The 22,587-nt window shown below is 67.0% G+C and carries 15 protein-coding genes; 8 read left to right on the top strand and 7 right to left on the bottom strand.

Going from position 1 to position 22,587, the window contains the following annotated elements:
- Positions 1-165: 165 nt before the first annotated feature.
- The 4 genes from SriyCCGPB3_RS16750 to SriyCCGPB3_RS16735 all read left to right on the top strand — a co-directional run bounded on the left by SriyCCGPB3_RS16750 (position 166) and on the right by SriyCCGPB3_RS16735 (position 5,640).
- Positions 166-648, top strand: a complete 483-nt coding sequence (locus tag SriyCCGPB3_RS16750; protein ID WP_075676432.1) for a DUF3574 domain-containing protein — start codon at positions 166-168, stop codon at positions 646-648.
- A 36-nt stretch (positions 649-684) separates the two neighbouring features.
- A complete protein-coding gene (locus SriyCCGPB3_RS16745) occupies positions 685-1,542 on the top strand; it encodes an XAC2610-related protein (RefSeq protein WP_110713326.1) in 858 nt (285 codons plus the stop codon).
- A gap of 132 nt (positions 1,543-1,674) precedes the next feature.
- A complete protein-coding gene (locus tag SriyCCGPB3_RS16740; RefSeq protein ID WP_350259515.1) occupies positions 1,675-3,393 on the top strand; it encodes a thiamine pyrophosphate-dependent enzyme in 1,719 nt (572 codons plus the stop codon).
- Positions 3,394-4,035: 642 nt separating this feature from the next.
- The gene (locus SriyCCGPB3_RS16735; protein ID WP_153855695.1) at positions 4,036-5,640 is read left to right on the top strand and encodes a hypothetical protein; all 1,605 of its coding nucleotides are present in this window, start codon (positions 4,036-4,038) and stop codon (positions 5,638-5,640) included.
- 79 nt (positions 5,641-5,719) lie between these two features.
- Here the strand turns inward: SriyCCGPB3_RS16735 and SriyCCGPB3_RS16730 are convergent, their stop codons facing one another.
- A complete protein-coding gene (locus SriyCCGPB3_RS16730; RefSeq protein WP_153855696.1) occupies positions 5,720-6,430 on the bottom strand; it encodes a glutathione S-transferase in 711 nt (236 codons plus the stop codon).
- A 172-nt stretch (positions 6,431-6,602) separates the two neighbouring features.
- On the opposite strand from SriyCCGPB3_RS16730, the gene SriyCCGPB3_RS16725 reads away from it, so the two are divergent.
- The gene (locus SriyCCGPB3_RS16725) at positions 6,603-7,424 is read left to right on the top strand and encodes a DUF3014 domain-containing protein (RefSeq protein WP_153855697.1); all 822 of its coding nucleotides are present in this window, start codon (positions 6,603-6,605) and stop codon (positions 7,422-7,424) included.
- 181 nt (positions 7,425-7,605) lie between these two features.
- Positions 7,606-10,191: an ATP-dependent chaperone ClpB gene (gene clpB / locus SriyCCGPB3_RS16720; protein ID WP_248858187.1), complete on the top strand. Its 2,586-nt coding sequence runs from the start codon at positions 7,606-7,608 to the stop codon at positions 10,189-10,191.
- A gap of 72 nt (positions 10,192-10,263) precedes the next feature.
- On the opposite strand, the gene SriyCCGPB3_RS16715 is transcribed toward clpB, so the two are convergent.
- The 3 genes from SriyCCGPB3_RS16715 to SriyCCGPB3_RS16705 all read right to left on the bottom strand — a co-directional run bounded on the left by SriyCCGPB3_RS16715 (position 10,264) and on the right by SriyCCGPB3_RS16705 (position 13,234).
- A complete protein-coding gene (locus tag SriyCCGPB3_RS16715) occupies positions 10,264-11,064 on the bottom strand; it encodes a MipA/OmpV family protein (protein ID WP_153855699.1) in 801 nt (266 codons plus the stop codon).
- A gap of 140 nt (positions 11,065-11,204) precedes the next feature.
- Positions 11,205-12,500 carry an ATP-binding protein gene (locus SriyCCGPB3_RS16710; RefSeq protein WP_164162901.1) on the bottom strand — a complete coding sequence of 432 codons (1,296 nt, stop codon included), beginning with the start codon at positions 12,498-12,500 and terminating at the stop codon, positions 11,205-11,207.
- A complete protein-coding gene (locus SriyCCGPB3_RS16705; RefSeq protein ID WP_049461520.1) occupies positions 12,497-13,234 on the bottom strand; it encodes a response regulator transcription factor in 738 nt (245 codons plus the stop codon). The genes SriyCCGPB3_RS16710 and SriyCCGPB3_RS16705 overlap by 4 nt, the downstream gene beginning before the upstream one ends.
- Positions 13,235-13,416: 182 nt before the next feature.
- Between SriyCCGPB3_RS16705 and SriyCCGPB3_RS16700 the strand changes: the two genes are divergently transcribed.
- Entirely contained in the window at positions 13,417-14,703 is a 1,287-nt protein-coding gene (locus SriyCCGPB3_RS16700; protein ID WP_032128543.1) for an O-acetylhomoserine aminocarboxypropyltransferase/cysteine synthase family protein, read from the top strand.
- A 429-nt stretch (positions 14,704-15,132) separates the two neighbouring features.
- Here SriyCCGPB3_RS16700 and ybaL read toward each other — a convergent pair whose 3' ends face one another.
- On the bottom strand, positions 15,133-16,830 hold the full coding sequence (gene ybaL / locus SriyCCGPB3_RS16695) for a YbaL family putative K(+) efflux transporter (protein WP_088026892.1): 1,698 nt from the start codon (positions 16,828-16,830) through the stop codon (positions 15,133-15,135).
- A 189-nt stretch (positions 16,831-17,019) separates the two neighbouring features.
- Positions 17,020-19,407 (bottom strand): TonB-dependent receptor plug domain-containing protein, encoded by a 2,388-nt coding sequence (locus SriyCCGPB3_RS16690; RefSeq protein ID WP_350259514.1) that lies wholly within the window; start codon positions 19,405-19,407, stop codon positions 17,020-17,022.
- 336 nt (positions 19,408-19,743) lie between these two features.
- Here SriyCCGPB3_RS16690 and SriyCCGPB3_RS16685 point away from each other — a divergent pair, with 336 nt between their 5' ends.
- Complete coding sequence (locus SriyCCGPB3_RS16685; RefSeq protein WP_043400521.1) at positions 19,744-21,609, top strand: ABC-F family ATP-binding cassette domain-containing protein; 1,866 nt, start codon at positions 19,744-19,746, stop codon at positions 21,607-21,609.
- A 79-nt stretch (positions 21,610-21,688) separates the two neighbouring features.
- On the opposite strand, the gene ampR is transcribed toward SriyCCGPB3_RS16685, so the two are convergent.
- Positions 21,689-22,555 (bottom strand): LysR family transcriptional regulator AmpR, encoded by an 867-nt coding sequence (ampR, locus tag SriyCCGPB3_RS16680; RefSeq protein ID WP_350259513.1) that lies wholly within the window; start codon positions 22,553-22,555, stop codon positions 21,689-21,691.
- Positions 22,556-22,587 lie beyond the last annotated feature (32 nt).

Raw genomic sequence — 22,587 nt, 5'->3', positions numbered from 1 at the left:
ACATCCATCCGGATGAAGCGATATATTATCTTCGCGTGATGACCGGTGCCGATGCAAGCCCCTGCCGGTCCGGCATGAGCTGATGCCCGGTTGGCATCAGCACGCCGGGCCAGTGGCGCTGTACGCTGCCGGCTCGCCTTGTCCCCCTTCCCCGGAGCTGTACCGATGAAACACCTTGGCCTCGTCTTCGCCGTGCTGCTGGCCACCAGTGGCTGCGCCAGCCTGTCCTCGCAGGCGCCCAGCGCCTATGCCACGGCCACCACCGCCGAACTGAAGGGCGATGCCGCACGGCCGTCCGCCGGCCACGGCTGGGTGCGCAGCGAGCTGTACTTCGGCGTGGGCGAAGAGCAGGGTGCCGGCAACCGTCCGCAGGCCGACACCATCAGCGAGACGCAGTGGCGCACCTTCCTGGACAAGGAAGTGACCCCGCGCTTCCCGGATGGCCTGACCGTATTCGATGCCTACGGCCAGTGGCTGTTCCGCGGTGATGCCTCGCCCAACCGCCTGCGCACCAAGGTGCTGGTGGTGCTGCACGAGGACACCCCGCAGCGCCGTGCTGATATCGAAGCGATCCGCCTGGCGTGGAAGCAGCAGACCAAGCATCAATCGGTGCTGTGGTCGCGGCAGCCGGTCGAGGTATCGTTCTGAGGTGAAGGTGCCGCCGCGGTGCCGCAGGGAGCAGTGATGAACTACAGGGAATGCCTGCTGGGCCTGGTGTTGGCCGGCGTGCTGGCACCGACGGCGCAGGCGCGTGGGGACGACAGCGAGACGCTGCGGTTCCAGGTGGCCGCTCACGTGCAGGCGCACGCCGATCCCCAGCAGGACGGCAGCATCGCGGTGCAGCTGTCACCGTCGGGCAAGCGCCAGACGCTTGAGGGCGCGGCCGATGCCGATGGCAATTCGCAATGGTCGCTGGAAGACGTCGATTTCGATGGCTACCCGGAACTGGTTGCGCGTGCATCGGTGGGCATGGTCAACGAGGCGGTGGCGGTGTATCGCTTCGATCCGGCCAGTGCTGGGTTCCGCGCGCTGCAGGCGGACACCCATGGCAAGGACAGCTGCGGTGACCTGATGGGGTTGAGCGTGGATGCTGCCACTCGAACCCTGACCAGCAGCTGCCGCAGTGGCCCGATGTGGTACGCCGACCAGTACCGGTTCTCGGGCGCGACGCTCTACCTCTACCGCAGCGAGAGTGTGCTGATGCTGGGCGACACGGTGAACGCTGCGTTGCAATGGGAACAGACCGACGAGCAGGGTCCGCTGGCGGTCTGGCGCACCTATGATCCCGCCGGTCGCGTGCTGGAGACCGCCATCGCCGATGGCCTGGGCGCACCGCCCGACGGGCCGCTACGTGGCCAGCAGGCCACCGTGGTGCCAGCGCGCCTGTTCCTGTTCGATCGGCCCGGCGCATCCAGCACCAAACGCTACCTGGTGCAGGGCGACCATGTGGAGATGCTGGATGAGCAGGATGGCTGGATGAAGCTGCGCTACCGCAATCCGAAGCTGGGCGCGGTGGAAGGTTGGATCAACGTCAACGATTGAAGAAAAAAGGGGACGGAGGGAATTAAGTCGTTTGCGGCACATACGACTTAATTCCCTCCGTCCCCTTTTTTTGCGGTGGCATCACTTCATCGGGTCTAGCCTCGGATGTTCCCCCGTTCGAGGATGTATCCGATGAGCAAGCGCGTGGCCGAAATCGTGGTGGACGCCCTGCAGCAGGCCGGTGTCCGCCGTTGCTACGGCATCGTGGGCGATACGCTCAACCATGTGACCGATGCGATGCATGGCAGTGACATCGCCTGGGTGCACGTACGGCATGAGGAAGTGGCCGCATTCGCCGCCGGTGCCGATTCGCTGGTAAGTGGCGAGCTGACCGCCTGTGCCGGTTCGTGCGGGCCCGGCAGCCTGCATTTCATCAATGGCGTGTTCGAGAGCAACCGCAACCGCGCGCCGATGGTGCTGATCGCCAGCCAGGTGGTGACCAGTGAGCTGGGCATGGAATTCCCGCAGGAAGTGGACTTCAAGGCGGTGTACGCCAGTTGTTCGGTGTTCTGCGAGCAGGTGCACAGTGCCGAGCAGGCGCGACGTGTGGTCACGCTGGCCTGCCAGGCGGCGATCAGCCGCCGTGGCGTAGCGGTGGTGATCCTGCCCGCCGATATCAGCCAGGCCGAGGTGAAGCACGATGTGCCGTTCTCCGTGCATTACACCCAACCGGTGCTGCGCCCGTCGGATGCCGAGCTGCAGCGCATCGCTGAACTGTTGGGGCAGGGCAAGCGCATTGGCATCTATGCCGGCGCCGGCTGCCAGGGCGCACACGTGCAGCTGTTGGAACTTGCGCGCAGGTTGCAGGCACCGGTTGCGCACACCTCGCGTGCCAAGGACTTCGTCGAGCCGGACAACCCGTACAACATGGGCATGACCGGCATCTTCGGCATCGAATCCGGCTTCCACACGCTGATGGAATGCGACACGCTGCTGCTGCTCGGCGCCGACTTCGCCTGGGGCCAGTTCTACCCCGACAAGGCGACTATCATCCAGGTCGACCGCGATGGCAGTCATCTCGGCCGCCGCCATCCGGTGAGCCTCGGCGTGGTCGGCGATATCGCACCGACGCTGGACGCCTTGCTGCCGATGTTGCCGCCGCGCGAGGACAGCAGCTTCCTGGACGAATGCATCGAGCGCCGTGACAAGGCGCTGAAGAAGCGCGAGCAGGAAGAACAGCCGGGCGAAGGTGAGTTGATCCACCCGCAGCACCTGACCGCGCTCCTGTCGAAACATGCCACCGATGATGCGCTGTTCACCGCCGACGGTGGCTCGCCGATGGTGTGGGTGTTGCGTCACATCCGTGTCAACGGACGCCGCCGCACGCTGACCAGCCTGCTGCACGGCACGATGGCCAATGCGATGCCGCAGGCACTCGGCCTGCAGAAGGCGTTCCCCGACCGCCAGGTGATCTCGCTGTCCGGTGACGGTGGTCTGGCGATGCTGTTGGGCGACCTGCTGACGGCGGTACAGGAGAATCTGCCGATCAAGGTGGTGGTGTTCAACAACGGCTCGCTGAATTTCGTCGAGCTGGAGCAGAAGGTGGAAGGCCTGCTGGACAACTACACCGACCTGAAGAACCCGGACTTCGGCCGTCTGGCCGAGGTGATCGGCTTCCATGGCCGCACGGTCACCCGCAGCGAGGACCTGGAGGAGGCGGTGCAGGACTTCCTGGCGCAGCGCGGCCCGGCGCTGTTGGATGTGCATACCAGCCGCGCTGAACTGGTGATGCCGCCGCAGATCGAGGCCAAGCAGGTGGCCGGTACCGCGTTGTACGCAGCCAAGGCGGTGTTGAACGGCCGCTTCGACGACGTGAAGCATCTGCTGGTGGACAACTTCCTGAAGAAGTAGGGGGTTGGTCGATGCAGGGCTGCGCCCTGCACCCGCTACGAGCCGGAGGCAGAGCAGAAGCGGGTTTGCTGAGGGATGGCGGGGTGGGTCCGGTTGCGGGGGACGCTGCAAGTACATCCATGTAAGCTCGGTCGCCGCATCCATGCGGCTCACGCCCCCGCAACCGGACCCACCCCGCCTTCGACAGATCATCGCGATCTGCCGGTAGATCCACGCCATGCGTGGATAACGCAAGAATGATCGAAATGATCTTCTGTAGAGCCGAGCCATGCTCGGCTCAGAGGCTTCGCGTACAGCAGCCGAGCATGGGTTCGGCTCTACAACGAGCGCCTGCCTTTGCTTTTGAACTTTTGATTCTCTTCCGTGGTTGGCACCCGCAGGAAACTGTCAGGGGCCGGTCGGGATGGGCTGCGCAGGACCGTTGGCGCCATGGATGGCGCCATCGAGCCCCCAGGGATGGGTTTACGGCGTGTCCTGCGCAGCCCATCCCGACCGGCCCACTCCGATAAAGCTGCTTTTGACGACCCACCCCCAGCCACGAGGGGCTCCGCCGTTGGCTGGAACCCATCATTCCACGACGGAATTGGCGCGCCGGCCCCGCTGGGCCTACCATCGGCGGTCCCCACCCCCACCACCCCTTCCATGTCCGCTCCCGCTTCCGCCGCGCCGCGTCGCTGGTTCGTCGCCGGCGACTTCAACGGCTTCTTCGGCCTGGTCGTCGACAACCTCTCCATCCTCGGCTTCATCGCCATGGCCCTGGTCGGGATCTTCCAGTTCCCCGCCGACGTGGTGTTCGGCCGCATGTTCCCCGGCACCGCCTTCGGCGTGCTGGTCGGCAACCTGCTGTACACCCTGATGGCGCGCCGGCTGGCTGCGCGTACCGGCCGCGACGATGTCACCGCCATGCCGCTGGGCCTGGATGCACCCACCAGCATCGGCATGGCGCTGCTGGTGCTCGGCCCGGCCTTCATCGCCTTCAAGCAGCAGGGCATGGACCCGCATGCTGCGGGCATCGCCACCTGGCAGCTGGGCATGGCCGCGCTGGTCATCATGGGCGTGCTCAAGTTCGTGCTGTCGTTCTTCGGCGAGGCGGTCACCCGCGCGCTGCCGCGGGCTGCGCTGCTGGGTTCCATCGCGGGTATCGCGCTGGTGCTGATGGGCCTGCTACCGCTGCTGGAAACGCTGCGCTCGCCGCTGGTCGGCTTCACCACCCTGGGCCTGCTGCTGTACGTGCTGATTGCCAAGGGCAAGCTGCCGGTGCGTGGCCCCGGCGTGCTGCTGGCCTTCGTGTTCGGTACCGTGCTGTATTACGGCCTCGGTATCGCCGGGCTGGGCGCACCGGGCTTCCATGTGCCGGCGTGGGTGCCGCCGCAGGTGGTGCTGCCGCTGCCGACGCTGGGCTTCCTCGAAGGCCTGCCCACGGCGATGACCTACCTGCCGCTGCTGCTGCCGTTCGGCCTGCTGATGGTGGTCGGTGGCATCAACGTGTCCGAAAGCGCACGCGCCGCTGGTGATGACTACCGCACCCGCGACATCCTGCTGGTGGAAGCGGTGGCTACGCTGGTGGCCGGTGTCTGCGGCGGCGTGGCGCAGACCACACCGTACATCGGCCAGCCGGCCTACAAGCACATGGGCGCGCGCAGCGGCTACACGCTGCTGACCGGCCTGTTTGTCGGCATCGGCGGCATGCTGGGCATCATCTCCGGGCTGGTGCAGTGGCTGCCGCTGGCGGTGCTGGCACCGATCATCGTGTACGTGGCCATCGATATCACCACCCAGGCCTTCCAGGCCACGCCGCGTCACCATACCGGCGCGATGGTGTTCGGTTTCCTGCCGTCGGTGGCCTACCTGCTGGCGATCAAGGCGCCGGGCTGGATCGCACCGGACCAGCTGCCGCAGCTGCTGACCAAGCTCGACGGCCACGGCCTGCCCGAGCTGGCGGTGATCTTCACCCTTGGCAACGGCTTCATCATCACGTCGATGCTGTGGATCTCGGCGGTGGCGGCCATGGTCGATGGACGCCTGCGCCGCGCCTGCGGCTTTCTGCTGGTGGCCGCCGTGCTGACCTTGTTCGGCCTGATCCACTCGGTGGACCCGCGCGGTGGCATCTACCTGCCGTGGGACCTGGACGGACTGGCGCGCATCATCAGCTGGCAGTTTGCCGGCGCGTACGTGGCTTTGGCAGTGCTGCTGGGCCTGCTGTCGCTGCAGAAGCAGGCGGTGAAGCCGCTGGCTGAAAACAGCTGACCCCAGAGTAGTGCGGGCCGCTGGCCGGCATCCTCATGGACCTCGGACGCAGTGTGCAGCTGCCGGCCAGCGGCCGGCACTACCGCTCCCCATCCAGCTCGGGATAGTGGCGGAAGATGCCGTTGGTGTTGAACGGCAACCGCCGTTCCGAGCCCAGATAGGCGGCGATGTTCGGCCGCTTCGCCACCCGCTCCTGCAGCGCACGCAGCAGGGGCAGGGTCGGCACCAGTGCCTGCATGCGGCGCGGGAACATGTAGTCCAGCCCGCTCAGCAGCTGGAACAGCGACAGATCCACATACGAGTGCTCGCGCAGTGCATGACGGCCACCGTTGGCGGCCAGCACCTGCTCGAAGTAGCCGAGGAACTTCGGCAGCCGTTCGCTGCGCAGCGACGCAGCACGTGCCTTGGCCTCGGTCTTCTGCTCTTCGTAGTACTTCGATGCGGCAATCGGATGATGGGTGTCATGCACCTCGGTCACCAGATCAGCGATGGTCAGCTGCAGTTGCAGCGCCTGTATCCGCCGCGAGGCCGCCTGCGGCACCAGGTCCAGCGTCGGGCCCAGGAAATCCAGGATTGCCGCGACCTGCGCGATGACCTGGCGACCGGCCTTCAGGAACGGCGGCGCGAAGGGCTGTGCACCTTCACTGCTGCCATCGAGAAACGCCTGCATCACTGCATCGCCGTGCACCCGCGCCATGTCGATGTAGTCGGCACCGGCATCTTCCAGCGCCAGCCGCACGAACTCGCCACGGCCCTGGATGCCGGTCCAGTAATACAGCGCGTACTGCATGGCGGTGTCTCCACAGGACAAGGACACATAGCCTCGCGCGGGCAGTGCAAAGCAGACGTGAGCGTGAAAGACGGGTGCCTCAACCCGAACGGCAGCGGAACAAGCGGGGAACCGGCTGGAATCAGCGGGGTCACACCTTGTCCATGCAGGTGAAACGATGAGGGACTGCATCATGCAGAGTGGAAAGGCGGTATGGCCCTGGGTGTTGGGCGTGGTGGTGGTCGGTGGCGCGGGCGGTTGGCTGTTCCGCGACCAGCTGAAGAGCCTGGCGGACGGTGTCTCGGTGCCGGTGCAATCAACCCCCGCCAGTACCGGTGCACCACCACAACCGAAGGCGGCCGCAGAGCCCGCGCCAGCACCACCCCCGATCAAGCATCCGCTGGATGCCGAGGCTGCGGCCGACCCGGCGTTGCCCAGGCTGGCTGACAGCGATGCCGCGGCCTGGGGCGCACTGAGCCAGTTGTTCCAGGGCGAGGGGCCGCTGACCCTGTTGCTGCGCGACCACCTGATCCAACGCCTGGTCACCCAGGTCGACAATCTGGACAAGCCCAGCGTGCCGCCGACCGCGCTGGCCGCGCGGCCGCTGCCGGGCAACCTGCAGGTGGAGCCAGGCGAAGGCGGTGAACACATCGCCGTCAGCAACGCGGCGCGCTATGCGCCCTACGTGCAGGCCTTCACCGCGCTGGACCCGGCGGCAACGGCGACAACCTACAAGCGCTTCTATCCGTTGATCCAGCAGGCTTACGTCGACCTGGGCCGGCCCGAGGGCTACTTCAACGATCGTCTGGTCACGGTGATCGACCACCTGCTGGAGACCCCGGAACTGGCCCAGGCGCCGCAGGTGGCACGCGATGAACGCGGCCGCTATCGCTTCGTCGATCCCACCCTGCAGTCGAGGTCCATCGGCCAGAAGGCCCTGCTGCGCATGGATGTGGCGCAGGCAAGGGCGGTCAAGCAGCAGCTGCGGGCGATCCGCAGCGCGATCACCCGCTGAGCCCGTCCACCGCGCAGAACTGATCGGGATCAACGCGCCGACCACACCCGTTCCGGCATGCTGGCCGCAGGCTGACTGGCCTCGGGGTGCAGTCGCAGTCACCCTTGAAACGGGGTGGGGCAACCGCATCTTTCCAGCATCGCCGGCGCGGGCCGGCCCTGATGACCGATGAGGTTTCGCAATGCGGATGGACAAGCTCACCTCGCGTTTCCAGCAGGCGCTGGCAGACGCACAGTCGCTGGCCGTAGGCCGCGACAACAGCATCATCGAACCGGTTCACCTGTTCAGCGCGTTGCTGGACCAGCAGGGCGGCAGCACGCGCCCGCTGCTGGCCCAGGCGGGGGTGAACGTGCCGGTCCTGCGCGAGCGCCTGACCGAGGCGCTGGATGCACTGCCCAAGGTGTCCGGCCAGGCCGGCAACGTCTCGATGGGCAATGACCTGGGGCGTCTGCTGAACCAGACTGACAAGCTGGCCCAGCAGAACGGCGATGCTTTCATCGCCAGCGAGTGGTTCGTGCTGGCGGCGCTGGAAGACAGTGGCACGCTGGGCATGGCGCTGCGCGCCGCCGGTGCCGACAAGACCCGCCTGCAGGCCGCGATCGACAAGCTGCGTGGCGGCGAGAACGTGCAGTCGGAGAATGCCGAGGAACAGCGGCAGGCGCTGGAGAAGTACACCATCGACCTGACCGCGCGTGCCGAGAGCGGCAAGCTCGATCCGGTGATCGGCCGTGACGAGGAAATCCGCCGCACCATCCAGGTGCTGCAGCGCCGGACCAAGAACAACCCGGTGCTGATCGGCGAACCCGGCGTGGGCAAGACCGCGATCGTGGAAGGCCTGGCCCAGCGCATCATCAACGACGAAGTGCCCGAGGGCCTGCGCGGCAAGCGCGTGCTGTCGCTGGACATGGGCGCGCTGATTGCCGGGGCCAAGTTCCGCGGCGAATTCGAGGAGCGCCTCAAGGGCGTGCTCAACGACCTGGCCAAGAACGAGGGCCAGATCATCCTGTTCATCGACGAACTGCACACCATGGTCGGCGCCGGCAAGGCCGATGGCGCGATGGATGCCGGCAACATGCTGAAGCCGGCGCTGGCACGCGGTGAGCTGCATTGCATCGGCGCGACCACGCTGGACGAGTACCGCAAGTACATCGAGAAGGATGCCGCGCTGGAGCGCCGCTTCCAGAAGGTCTTCGTTGGTGAGCCGTCGGTGGAGGACACCATCGCCATCCTGCGCGGCCTGAAGGAAAAGTACGCGCTGCACCATGGCGTGGAGATCACCGACCCGGCCATCGTCGCCGCCGCCACGCTGTCCAACCGCTACATCACCGACCGCCAGCTGCCGGACAAGGCCATCGACCTGATGGACGAGGCCGCTTCGCGCCTGCGCATGGAGATCGACTCCAAGCCGGAGGAGCTGGACCGCCTGGAACGCCGGGTGATCCAACTGAAGATCCAGCGCGAGATGCTGAAGAAGGAAAAGGACGAGGCCTCGCGGCAGCGCCTGGCCGATCTGGAGAACGACATCGAGGCGCTGGAGCGCGAGTTCTCCGACCTCAATGAAATCTGGAAGTCGGAGAAGGCCGCGCTGCAGGGCGCGACCAAGATCAAGGAGCAGGTCGAGCAGGCCAAGCTGGAGCTGGAAGCCGCGCAGCGCCGCCAGGATTTCGCCAAGATGAGCGAGATCCAGTACGGCCTGCTGCCGCAGCTGGAAAAACAGCTGGCCGCCGCGCAGGAAGCCGAACACAGGGACTTCAAGCTGGTGCAGGACCGGGTCACCGACGAGGAGATCGCCGAGGTCGTGTCGCGCTGGACCGGCATTCCGGTCAACAAGATGCTCGAAGGTGAGCGCGACAAGCTGCTGCGGATGGAAGAGGTGCTGCACAACCGCGTGGTCGGCCAGGAGGAAGCGATCAAGGTCGTCTCCGATGCGGTGCGCCGTTCGCGTGCGGGCCTGTCCGATCCGAATCGCCCGGCCGGTTCGTTCCTGTTCCTCGGCCCGACCGGCGTCGGCAAGACCGAGCTGTGCAAGTCGCTGGCCGAGTTCCTGTTCGACAGTGCCGACGCGATGATCCGCATCGACATGAGCGAATTCATGGAGAAGCACAGCGTCGCCCGCCTGATCGGTGCGCCCCCGGGCTACGTCGGTTACGAAGAGGGTGGCTACCTGACCGAGGCCGTGCGTCGCCGTCCGTACTCGCTGATCCTGCTGGACGAAGTGGAGAAGGCGCATCCGGATGTGTTCAACATCCTGCTGCAGGTACTGGACGATGGCCGCCTGACCGATGGCCAGGGCCGCACCGTGGACTTCCGCAACACCGTCATCGTGATGACCTCGAACCTGGGTTCGCACCAGATCCAGGACATGAGCGCTGATGACAGCCCGGAGGCCTACACGCAGATGAAGGCGGCGGTGATGGGCGTGGTGCAGGCGCACTTCCGTCCGGAGTTCATCAACCGCCTGGACGATATCGTGGTGTTCCACCCGCTGGACAAGCAGCAGATCAAGCAGATCGCGCGCATCCAGATGCGTGGCCTGGAAAAGCGGCTGGCCGAGCGTGGCTTGAAGCTGGTGGTGTCCGATGCAGCGTTCGACCTGCTTGGCAACGTCGGTTTCGATCCGGTGTATGGCGCACGCCCGTTGAAGCGCGCGATCCAGGCGCAGCTGGAGAACCCGCTGGCGCAGAAGATCCTGTCCGGTGCCTTCGCCAACGGCGACACCATCGAAGTCGGCAACGACGGCGGCCACCTGGTGTTCGCCAAGGCGTGATTCACACGGGGCGCTGCCTGATCGCGGCGCCCCGTTTCCTGCGGAGTACGCCGGGCCATGCCCGGCGCCCACTCAGAAGCGGTGCGTGTAGCCGCTCATCAGGCCGAACTGGTTGGGCTTCTGCACGATCGGGCTGTCGGCGGCGTCGCCAAGCAGTCGCGTGCCCTCGGCCGAGATGTACCAGTTGCCGTTGCGGCCCACGCGGTGGCTCCATTTCAGGCCAAGACCGGCACTGACCAGGCCGGCTTTCGGCGTGTGCTGGGCAAAGCCGGTGCGCGCCGCCTGTTCCGGGCTGACGCCGTACCAGGTCTGCATGTAGCCACGGTTGCCGTAGTCGGTGGACACGCTGCCGCTGACCACGCCGCCGGCCAGGTCGAACAGCGGCATCGTCAGGTTCAGGTGGATCTGCTGGGTGGCCAGGCCGTTCTCGGCCTTGTCCTCGTCCTTGCGGGTGAACTGCCAGGCGCCACTCAGCACGGCTTCGCCCAGCGTATAACCAGCCGAGACGCCGACCAGGGGACGGGTATCGATATCACCCATGCCGCGCAGGAAATCCGAACCGCCGAGCAGGGAGTCCTTGTCCTTGCGGATGCCGCTGGCGCCGACGTAGGCCCGTACGCGGGTGTGCTCGCCGATGGAGGTGCCCCAGCCGATGCCACTGGTGCCAAGAAACCATCCCCCCGGCGAGGTGACATCGAAGGACAGCGATGGCGTCGCACGATAGTCCTCGCTGCCGCTGTAGCGCGGGGTCACGCCACCACCGGCGGCGACTTCGAAGGTCCAGTGATCATCCTTGGCATGGGCGATCGGCGCGGCGAACAGGGGCAGCAGGGCCAGGCAGAGCAGGGACGGGGAACGGTGACGCTGGGACATGGGCACTCTCGACAATGGGAGGAGTGCAGCACGCGCATCCGGCGTGTGCTGCAGGGTCGCCAGCGTGGCGATATGCCGGCGACCGATCCGTCCGCAGTTGTGCGGGAGTTGTAATCAACTGTAATCGCGCCCGTAGGCGTTCAGCTGGCAGCCAGCGGCCAGTGCATTTCCAGGCGCGCGCCGCCCAGCGTGGCGCGGCTGATGCGCAGCTCGCCGCCGTGGCGGGCTGCAATGCGGTTGACGATGGCCAGGCCCAGGCCGAAGCCGCCGGTATCGCGGCTGCGGCTGTCATCCAGGCGGGTGAACGGGCGCATCACTTTTTCGTGGTCGGCCTCGGCGATGCCCGGGCCGTCATCATCCACGCGCAGGCAGGCGCGGCCACCCACACCAACCAGTGAGACTTCGACCTGCGAATGCGCATGACGCAGTGCGTTGCCGACCAGGTTGCTCAGCGCCAGCTGCAGCAGCCGCGGTTCGGCATCCACCCGCGGCAACGCACTGGGCTGCACGCGCACGACAAGTCCGGTCCGTTCCGCGTCGCGTCGCGCATCGGCCAGGCAGTCCTGCAGCCAGTCATTGGCCTCGATGCGTTGCAGAGGCTCGCCGTCGCTGGGGTGTTCCAGGCGTTCATAGGCCAACAGTTCGCTGACCAGCCGGTTGAGTTCGGCCAGGTCGCCATGCAGGCCCTGGGCCAGCCGTGCGCGGCGATCGCGATCATCGCTGTCCTGCATCAGGTCCAGGCCGAAGGCCACGCGTGCGATGGGGGTACGCAGTTCGTGCGAGATCGCATGGGTCAGGTCGCGCTGGCGCTGCACCAGCTCGGCCACGCGTGCGGCCATGCGGTTGGAATGGTCGACGATGACCCGGATCTGCGAGCGCGGCGAGACCTGCGCGCGTGCCTGTAGATCGCCGGCGCCGATGCGGTCGGCATGCTCGCGCAGAGCGTCCAGATCGCGCCAGAGCAGGCGCACCCAGGCGTACAGGCACAGCCCGAACAGGGCCAGCATCACCGAATAGGCGATCAGGGTGAGATAGAGGGTCATCGACGGCTCGCCTGGCAGGTGCAGGCGCAGCCAGGGGCCATCGGGATGCAGTGGATCAAGCGGCGCCAGTACGATCTCGAACTTCTGCCGGGAGATGAGCCCGTTGCGCCGCAGCTGTTCCTGTTCGCCGGCCTCGAGGGCCGGCGCTGACGGCAGCAGTGCCAGTGCAATGCCATAGTGGGGTTGCCATTGCGCCAGCTGGTCCTGCTGGGCGGCGGAGTCCTTTCCGTCCAGCCCCTGCCGCAATGCATACAACTGGCCGCGCACCTGCTCTGCGAATACACGCTGCTGGAACGGCAGGTAGATGCGATCGAAGATCACGTTGATCAGCAGCAGGGTGATCAGGAAGCTCGCGCCGACCACCAGCCACAGGCGCAGGAACAGCCGCTTCATGCCGACCAGGACGAGGGATTGAACTGGTAGCCGCGGCCCCACACCGTCTTGATCCGCCGCGGTTCGCGCGCGTCATCCCCCAGCTTGCGGCGCAGCTTGCCGATGCTGACATCGACACTGCGGTCCAACCCGTCGAAGCCGATGCCGCGCACCGCCTGCAGGATCTGGTCACGCGAGAGGATCTGCCCCGGCTGGCTGGCCAGCAGCCACAGGATCTCGAATTCGGTGGTGCCCATGTCCACCGGCTGGCCGTGCAGGTGCACCTCGCGCTGCATGCGGTCGATCAGCAGCTCGCCGTGCATCAGGCGGCAGGGGGTGCCGGTGTTGCTGCTGCCATGGCGGCGGCGCAGCAGGGCGCGCAGGCGAGCCAGCAGCAGGCGCGGCTCGATCGGCTTGTGCACATAGTCGTCGGCGCCCGATTCCAGGCCGAGCACCTGCTCGATGTCGTCCTCGCAGGCCGTCAGCATCAGGATCGGCACATCGGAGAAGCTGCGGATCTGCCGGCACACGTCGATGCCGCCCAGGCCGGGCAGCATCAGGTCCAGCACCACCAGTTCCGGCGCGTGCTGGCGGCAGGCGGCACCGGCCAGGTCGCCACGGGCCACATGCTGCACGGCGAAGCCATGTTCGTGGAGATAGTCGCTGACCAGCTCTGCCAGGCGGCGGTCGTCCTCCACCAGCAGGACCGGGGTCGGCGTACCGCTGGCGGTGGGTGTCCAAGGGGATGGCTGCATGCGCGTTGGGCCTCCGTGCCCGGGCAGGGGCGCCCGGTGGCGAAGCCTAGCAATGGCCCATGACGGCTGCCTGAATCGTGGCCAACCTGATAACCGGTGGTACTGGCGTCATCGCCAGCGGCTCTCAGCGGATGCTCCCGGCTGGCCTATGGTGGCGGTTTCCCCGGATGGGGCCTGGTGCAATGAGCGACCCGCAGTGGCAACTGGAAACCCTGGCCGTGCACGGCGGCTACCGTCCCGACCCGACCACACGTGCGGTGGCGGTACCGATCTACCAGACCGTGGCCTATGCCTTCGATGACACCCAGCACGGTGCCGACCTGTTCGATCTGAAGGTGCCGGGCAACATCTACACGCGCATCATGAACCCCACCACCGACGTACTGGAGCAGCGCCTGGCCGCGCTGGAAGGCGGCATCGGTGCGCTGGCGCTGGCCTCGGGGCAGGCGGCCATCACCTATGCCATCCAGACCATCGCCGAGGCGGGCGACAACATCGTCGCCTCCAGTGCGCTGTATGGCGGCAGCCTCAACCTGCTGGCGCACACCCTGCCGCAGTACGGCATCCAGGCGCGCTTCGCCGACCCGGCCGATCCGTCCGCGTTCGCCGCGTTGATCGATGAACGCACGAAGGCCGTGTTCGTCGAATCGATCGGCAACCCGCGTGGCAACGTCACCGACATCGCCGCCATCGCCGAGGTCGCGCATGCCGCCGGCGTGCCGCTGATCGTCGACAACACGGTGGCCACCCCGTTCCTGCTGCGCCCGTTCGAGCACGGCGCCGACATCGTGGTGCATTCGCTGACCAAGTACCTTGGCGGCCACGGCAACAGCCTGGGCGGCGCGATCGTCGATTCCGGCCGCTTCGACTGGGCTGCACAACCCCAGCGCTTCGCGCGGCTCAACCAGCCCGACCCCAGCTACCACGGCGTGGTCTATACCGAAGCGCTGGGGCCAGCGGCCTACATCGGCCGCGCGCGGGTGGTGCCGCTGCGCAATACCGGCGCGGCGCTGTCACCGTTCAACGCGTTCCTGATCCTGCAGGGCATCGAGACCCTGGCGCTGCGCATGGAACGCATCAACGCCAACGCACTGGCCGTCGCGCAGTTCCTGAAGTCACACGCAAAGGTGGCCTGGGTGCGCTACGCCGGACTGGCCGACGACCCCGAGCACGCCGCCGCGCAGCGCTACCTGGGCGGGCACGGCTCGGGCGTACTGACCTTCGGCCTGCCGGGCGGCCGTGAAGCCGGCGCACGCTTCCTCGATGCACTGAAGCTGTTCACCCGCCTGGTCAACCTGGGCGACGCGAAGTCACTGGCCACCCATCCCGCCTCGACCACCCATCGCCAGCTGGACGCCGCCGAACTGGCCAAGGCCGGCGTCAGCGAAGACACGGTGCGGCTGTCGATCGGCATCGAGCACATCGGCGACCTGCGCGCCGACCTGGAACAGGCCCTGGCCGGCGCCTGATAGCCGCACGCTTGGTCGTCATCGCCACAGGCGATCACCACGCACGCCGCGATGCGCTACGGTGGAACTGCCTCTCCAAGGTGTGGCAACGTGGCGATCCAGATCCCCGGTCGATGCGGGTCGACCGGGGATTCTTTTGTTTCCGGGTCAGATCCGTTTTCCTGCGGAAAACGGATCTGACCCCATGCACCGCCGTGTCGACCAAGGTCGACACCTACCAACAGCCGCAGGAAATTGTCGAAGGCGGGGTGGGTCCGGTGGCGGGAGTGTCCGCGGCATGGATGCCGCGGCCAAGCCCCCATGGAAGGGTTTACGGCGTCTCCCGCCACCGGCCCCCCCCCGCCATCCCACGGAATGCCAGCTTTTGCTTTTGTCGTTGACGTTGCTTCAGCAGGTGCAGGGCTGCAAGCCCTGCCGCACCCACACCCCTCACACCACCGGAATACTGTGCTGTCCCAGCCCGCGATACGGCGGCGTGGACATCACCATCTCCGCCAGCGAGTACGCCAGCTCACGCTCGGCCATCACCGTGCCATCCGCACCGTGTTCCAGCAGATGCTTCACCTCCGCATCGCTGTGCGCACGCGCCAGCAGCGTCAGCTCCGGGTTGATCGCCCGCAGCTTGGCCAGCGCCTCACCGGCCTCCAGTGGCTGTGGAATCGCCAGCACCGCAATCTTCGCGCGCTCCGGATGGGCCTCGGCCAGCACCCGGTCGGCGGCAGCACTGCCACGGATCGCCGCCAGGCCCTTGGCGTGCGCCTGCTCGACATGTTCCTTGTTGTCATCGATCACCAGCACCGGCACGCCGCGATCGCGCAGCACCTGTGCCAGCTCGCTGCCGACCCGGCCGTAGCCGATCACGATCGCGTGCCCGTTCAGATCACGCGATGGGCCGATGGCCTCTTCCGGCTCGGCCGGCTGCGGCTGCTGTTCCTGCTTGGCCTGCCAACGGTCCAGCAGCCCGAATACCAGCGGGTTGAGCATGATCGACACCAGCGCACCGGCCAGTACCAGCGATTGGCCTTCCTTCGGCAGGATCTGCAGCGCCACGCCGAGGCCGGCGATGATGAAGGCGAATTCGCCGATCTGCGCCAGGCTGGCCGAGATGGTCAGCGCGGTGCTGGTCGGGTGGCCGAAGGCGCGCACGATGAAGAACGCCGCCGCCGACTTGCCGAACATGATGATCAGCACCGTGGCCAGCACCTGCCACGGGTGCTGGATGAGGATGTTCGGATCGAACAGCATGCCCACCGAGACGAAGAACAGCACCGCGAACGCATCGCGCAGCGGCAGTGAATCATGCGCGGCCTTGTGGCTCAGCTCCGATTCGTTGAGCAGCATGCCGGCGAAGAACGCGCCCAGCGCGAACGAGACGCCGAACAGCATCGCCGAGCCGAATGCCACGCCCAGCGCGATCGCCAGCACCGACAGGGTGAACAGCTCGCGCGAGCCGGTACCGGCGATGCGTTCGAGGATCCACGGAATGACCCGGCGCCCGACCACCAGCATCACCGCCACGAACAGGCCCAGCTGCACGAAGGTCCAGCCGATGTCGGCCAGCACGCTGCCCAGCGAGTGCGATTCCTTGGCCGCGTCGGGGCCGAAGACACCGGCCATCACCGGCATCATCACCAGCGCCAGCACACAGGCCAGGTCTTCCACGATCAGCCAGCCGACCGCGATCTTGCCGCGCATGGTTTCCAGCAGGCGGCGTTCCTCCATCGCCCGCAGCAGTACCACGGTACTGGCGGTGGCCAGCGAGAAACCGAAGATGACGCCATGGATGGCGGGCCAGCCCATCAGCGAGGCTACGCCCCAGCCGAGCAGGGTAGCGACCGCGATCTGGCCGATGGCACCGGGGATGGCGATGGCCTTGACCGCCATCAGGTCCTTCAGCGAGAAGTGCAGGCCGACGCCGAACATCAGCAGCATCACGCCCAGCTCGGCCAGCTGGTTGGCCAGCGCCTGGTCGGCAACGAAGCCGGGAGTGAACGGGCCTACGCAGATGCCAGCAACCAGGTAACCGACCAGGGGAGACAAGCGGAGCTTGTTGGCCAGTGCGCCGAAGATGAAGGCGAGCCCGAGGCCAACGGCAACGATGTTGATCAGGTCGGTGTCATGGTGCATCGGCACTCGCAGGAAATCGGGGGTATCCCGATTTTCACCGATGAGGCCAGATACGGCAAACCTTAAATGCGATTGGGGTCAGATCCCTTTTCCCGAAGGAAAAGGGATCTGACCCCACCAGGGGATTGCCGGCCAGCGGCCGGCACTACCAGAGCGGCGCCGGGCATGGCCCGGCGCTACCGATACCGCTTACCAGGTGTACTTGACCCGGCCGTACACGTACGCGCCGTTGAAGCCGAACGGTGAGTAGTTGCTGTACGGCAGCATGCCGAAGGTGGAGTTCTGCAGGTCTTCGGTGCGGTCCGGATACTTGTCCAGCAGGTTGTCGGCGCCCACGGTCAGGGTCCAGTTGCTGCTCGGCTTGTAGCTGGCCGAGGCATCCACCACCCAGGCGTCGCCATAGGTCTGGTCGCGCAGTGCGGTGGCCGAGTTGCGCACGGTGAACTTGCCGTAGCGGGTCGCGGCCAGGCCCAGTTCCCAGTGGTCCGAACGCCAGGTGCCGCTCAGGATCGCCTTGTCGCGCGGATAGCTGTCCTCGATGCGGCCGATCTCATCGCGGCCGATCAGCGACTGGTTCAGGCCCAGCGTGCCGAACACCGCCGGGGTACCGCCAACGCGGCGTACTTCGGTGTCGTTGTAGCTGTACGCGGCGGTCAGTTCCAGGCTGCTGGCGCTGAAGGGCACCGTGTAGCTGGACACGAAATCGACACCGCGGGTGCGCGTATCGAGGCCGTTGGTGAAGTACGAGAACGCGGTCACCTGCGGCAGGCCCAGGCTGGTCAGCAACGCGCTGCTGGCGTCATTGGTGGTGATGCTGGACGACAGCGCGATACGGTCATCGATGTCGATCTGGTAGGCGTCGACAGTGATGTACAGGCGGTCGACCGGCTGCAGCACCAGGCCCACGCTGTAGGAGGTAGAGGTCTCGGCCTTCAGCGGCGAGGCGCCCAGTGCCTGTGCGGCCTGGCTGGTGGTGGGGAAGGTGCCGCGCTCGACGAACACGCCGTTGGTGAACTGGCTGGTGACCGCCTGGTAGCCCTGCTGCGCCAGCGACGGTGCGCGGAAGCCGCTGGAGGCGGTGGCCCGCAGCGCGACCTTGTCGGTGAATGCGTAGCGCGCCGACAGCTTGCCGGAGAAGCGGTCGCCGAAGTCCGAGTAGTCCTCGTAGCGGCCGGTGATGCCGGCCGAGAACTTCTCGGTCAGGTCCGCTTCCAGGCCGGCGTAGACCGCGTAGTTGTGGCGGTCGGCATGCACTTCATTGGTCGGGGTGAAGCCACCGAAGCCCTGCGCGCCACTGCCGGTGTACGAGTTCAGTTCGCCTGGCTTCTGGTCCCACTTCTCCTTGCGGTACTCACCGCCGAAGGACAGCGTGACCGGATAGGCCAGGCCCCAGTCCAGCGACTTGGTCAGGTCGGCATTGAAGATGTCCTGCTGGTACTTCAGCGTGCCGTCGTAGAACGAGCGCGGGCTGGTTGCACCCAGGCTGTAGTTGATGCTGTTGCGGGTGTGGAAGTCCAGGGTGTTCTCGCCATGGTTCAGGCTCAGGTCCCAGGTCCAGCCGTTGTCGGTGTTGCCCTTGACCCCGGCCACCAGCGAGCGGTCCTTGGAGTACTGGTTGATCTCCGGCACGAAGCCGTCCGGGTAGGTCTGCGCCAGCAGCGCGCTCTGCCCGTTGTGGTTGCGCGAGCGGTAGAACGCGAACGAAGTGATGTCGCGGTTGCTCAGCAGCGCGCTGGCGTAGCCGGTCACGTGGTCGCTGAAGTCGAAGCTGGCGTTGGCCGAGGCGGCGGTGGCATCCACGCGCGGGTCGCCGACGATGAAGGTGGTCTGGCCGATGCTGGGGAAATTGCCGGTGTTGGGGGTGGTGCCGCGGTACGGGCCGGCGCGGTTGCTCTCGTCCTGCTGGCTGATCTGGCCGGCCACGTGCACGCGGCCGCGGCCATTGCCGAACTCGACGCCGGTGTCGCCGGACAGCTGGTACTTGTTGCCGTCACCGGCCGAATACTGGCCGTAGTCCACCGCCAGGCTGCCGCCGCGGCCGCTGCCCTTGAGCACGATGTTGATGACGCCGGCGATGGCATCCGAGCCGTACTGCGCCGACGCGCCGTCGCGCAGCACTTCCACGCGCTCGATGGCAGCGATCGGGATCGCGTTGATGTCCACCGCCGACGAGCCACGGCCGATGCTGCCGTTGACGTTGATCATCGCCGAGGTGTGGCGGCGCTTGCCGTTGACCAGCACCAGCACCTGGTCCGGCGACAGGCCACGCAGCTGCGCCGGGCGCACACCGCTGGTGCCGTCGGTCAGCGCCGGGCGCGGGAAGTTCAGTGAGGGCAGGGCGCGCGACAGTGCGGTGGCCAGCTCACTGGTACCGGTGGACTGCAGGGCTTCGGGGGTGATGATGTCGATCGGCGACTGCGACTCGGCCACCGTGCGGTCGGCCACGCGGGTACCGGTCACGATCACCGTGTCCAGGGTGTTGGCGGCGGTGCCGGCCTGCTGGGCAGCGGCAACGAACGGAGAGCCACCGAGTGCGACAGCGACGGCGGCGGCGATCAGGCTGGTCTTGCGGGTCATCGGGACGGAGCTCCGGTTGGCGGGGGCGGCACCGGAATCGACATCACGGGGGTGAGGCGGACGGCGGTTGTTGCGGTGCGCAAAGCAGGAATTAACGGGATATTCAGTGCCTGTCAAATGCCGGTCATCGGAAAAAACGTTGCAGCAGCAACCATTTAGCCCGGATCGGCACTGGCGGGGGAGGGAGCCCGGGACGCGCGCGGCGAGGACGTGGGAGAGAGGAACGCCGGCCGCCGCGCATCCCGGGACGCGTCAAGTATTCGTTAACGCTAGAATTGCGTCGCAGGAACAGTGCTCACCAGCACATTCCATTCGGTTATATGGACGCCTCCCCCGATGATCTCCCTTCGTAATTTCGCCTTGCGCCGCGGCGAGCGGCTGCTGTTGTCCAATGTCGACCTGACCCTGCACGCCGGTTACCGGGTGGGTGTGGTCGGCCGCAACGGTGCTGGCAAGTCCAGCCTGTTCGCGGCAGTGAAGGGTGAGCTGGAGGCCGACAAGGGCGATGTCGATCTGCCCGGCAAGGTGCGCATCGCCAGCGTTGCCCAGGAAACCCCGTCGCTGCCCGACCCGGCGCTGAGCTTCGTGCTCGGCGGCGACATCGAGGTGGCCGCGGTGCTGGCTGCCGAGGCCGAGGCGACCGCCCGCGAAGACTGGGAAGCGGTGGCCGAAGCGCATACGAAGATGGCCGAGCTCAATGCCTACGACGCCGAAGCGCGTGCCGGCAAGCTGCTGCATGGCCTGGGCTTCCCGGCCGAGACCCACCATCGCGCGGTGTCTTCGTTCTCCGGCGGCTGGCGCGTGCGCCTGAACCTGGCACGCGCGCTGATGATGCCCAGCGATCTGCTGCTGCTGGACGAACCGACCAACCACCTGGATCTGGACGCGGTGTACTGGCTGGAGCAGTGGCTGCTGAAGTATCCCGGCACCCTGCTGCTGATCTCGCATGACCGCGAGTTCCTCGACAACGTGGCCACCCACACCCTGCACCTGCACGGTGGCGGCGCCAAGCTCTACCCGGGCGGCTACACCGACTTCGAGCGCCAGCGCGCCGAACAGCTGCGCCAGCAGCAGATCGCGCACGAGAAGGAACAGGCCGAGCGCGCCCACCTGCAGAGCTTCATCGACCGCTTCAAGGCGCAGGCCAGCAAGGCCGCGCAGGCGCAGAGCCGCATGAAGCGCCTGGCCAAGCTGGCCGGCACCGAAGCGGTGCGTGCCGAGCGCGAATTCCGCATCGAGTTCGCGCCGCCGGCCAAGCTGCCGTTCTCGCTGATCCGCCTGAACCACGTCGAGGCTGGCTACGGCAAGGACGCGGTGATCCTGCACAACGTCGGCTTCGGCCTGGAAGCGGGCCAGCGCATCGGCCTGCTCGGCCCCAACGGTGCCGGTAAGACCACCCTGGTGAAGACCCTGGTAGGCGAGCTGGCGCCGATCGTCGGCGAGCGCATGGCGCACCCGGACCTGAAGATCGGCTACTTCGCCCAGCACACGGTGGAGTCGCTGCACGAAGGCCAGTCGCCGATGGAGCATTTCCGCGAGATCGCGCCGGACGCACCGAACCAGTCGTTCCGCGATTTCCTCGGCAAGTGGAACTTCCCGGGCGACCGCGCGTTCGAGCCGGTGGATGGTTTCTCCGGTGGCGAGCGCGCGCGCCTGGCGCTGGCGCTGATCGCCTGGCAGCAGCCGAACGTGCTGCTGCTGGACGAACCGACCAACCACCTTGACCTGGAAATGCGCGAAGCGCTGGCCGAAGCACTGGCCACCTTCGAGGGCGCGATCGTGATGGTCTCGCATGACCGCCACCTGATCGGCCTGGTCTGCGATACCTACTGGCGCGTGGCCGATGGTGTGGTCGAGCCGTTCGACGGCGACCTCGACGCCTACGCGGCGTGGCTGCGCACCCGTCCGCAGGCGCAGGGCACCAAGGCGCGCATGGAGCAGGTGGAAGAGCCGGTGGTGGTCAAGACCGCACCGGTCGCGCAGGTGGTGCAGAAGAAGCCGGTGAACCCGCACAAGCTGGCCGCCGCCGAAGCCAAGGTGGCCGAGCTGGAAGGCGCCCTGGCCGAACTGGACCGCCAGCTGGCCGACCCGGCCAACTACGCCGATGCCACCCGCATGGCGGTGATCGGCCGTGACCGCGAAACCGCTGCCGCCCAGCTGGAAAAAGCCGAAGCCGCGTGGATGGAACTGCTGGAGTCCTGACCGGTAGTGCCGGCCGCTGGCCGGCAGCGCGATGCGCCCACGACGATCAAGGGGGGGGCCGGCCAGCGGCCGGCACTACCTACGCGCCCTGCGTCTGCAGCCACTCGCGGAAGCGTTTGGCAGGCTCACGCTCGGCCCGCGAGCGCAGCCGCGTCAGCCAGTAGCGCCCCAGCTCCAGCGTGGTGCTGAACGGCTGCAGCAGGCGACCCTCGGCCAGCTCCTGCTCGAACATGCGCAGCGGCAGCAGCGCCACGCCGGCACCGCCGACCGCGGCCATCGCCACCGTCAACGACGAATCGAACACCGGCCCGCGGGCTTCCACGCCACTCACTCCTGCCGCCTGCAGCCAGCGCGGCCACTCGTCGCTGCGGTAGGAGCGCAGCAGCGGCAGGGTGCCCAGGTCGCGTGGCTGTTTCAGCCGCCGCGCCAGCGCCGGCGCGCACAGTGGCGCGAACGGCGCGTCGAGGATTGCCGTGCAGGCCTGGCCCTGCCAGTCGCCATCACCGAAGCGGATCGCCAGGTCCAGGCCCTCGCCGGCCAGATCGATGCGGTTGTTGTGGGTCTGCAGGCGCAGCTCGATGTCCGGGTGCGCGGCCTCGAACGCAGCCAGCCGTGGCAGCAGCCAACCGGTGGCGAAGGTGCCGACCACGCCCAACGTCAGTACTTCACGGGCCGGGCCACCGGTGTAGCGCGCGATGCTGGCCGAGATGCGCTCGAACGATTCATTGAGCACTGGATACAGCGCCGCGCCCTCCTCGGTGAGCGCCACGCCGCGCGGCAGGCGATGGAACAGACGGATGCCGAGCCGGTCCTCCAGCCCGCGGATCTGGTGGCTCAGCGCGGCCTGGCTGACACACAGCTCCAGCGCGGCGCGGGTGAAGTTCTGGTGGCGCGCAGCGGCCTCGAAGGCGCGCAGCGCGTTCAGCGGCAGGGTCGGGTGCAGCATCGGGAAGCCGTGAGCCAGGGTGATGGCTGATC

Source organism: Stenotrophomonas riyadhensis (assembly GCF_040256885.1).
Taxonomy (GTDB): domain Bacteria; phylum Pseudomonadota; class Gammaproteobacteria; order Xanthomonadales; family Xanthomonadaceae; genus Stenotrophomonas; species Stenotrophomonas riyadhensis.
Note: the sequence above shows the minus strand (reverse complement) of the source record. Positions and strands in the feature narration are given on the sequence as shown.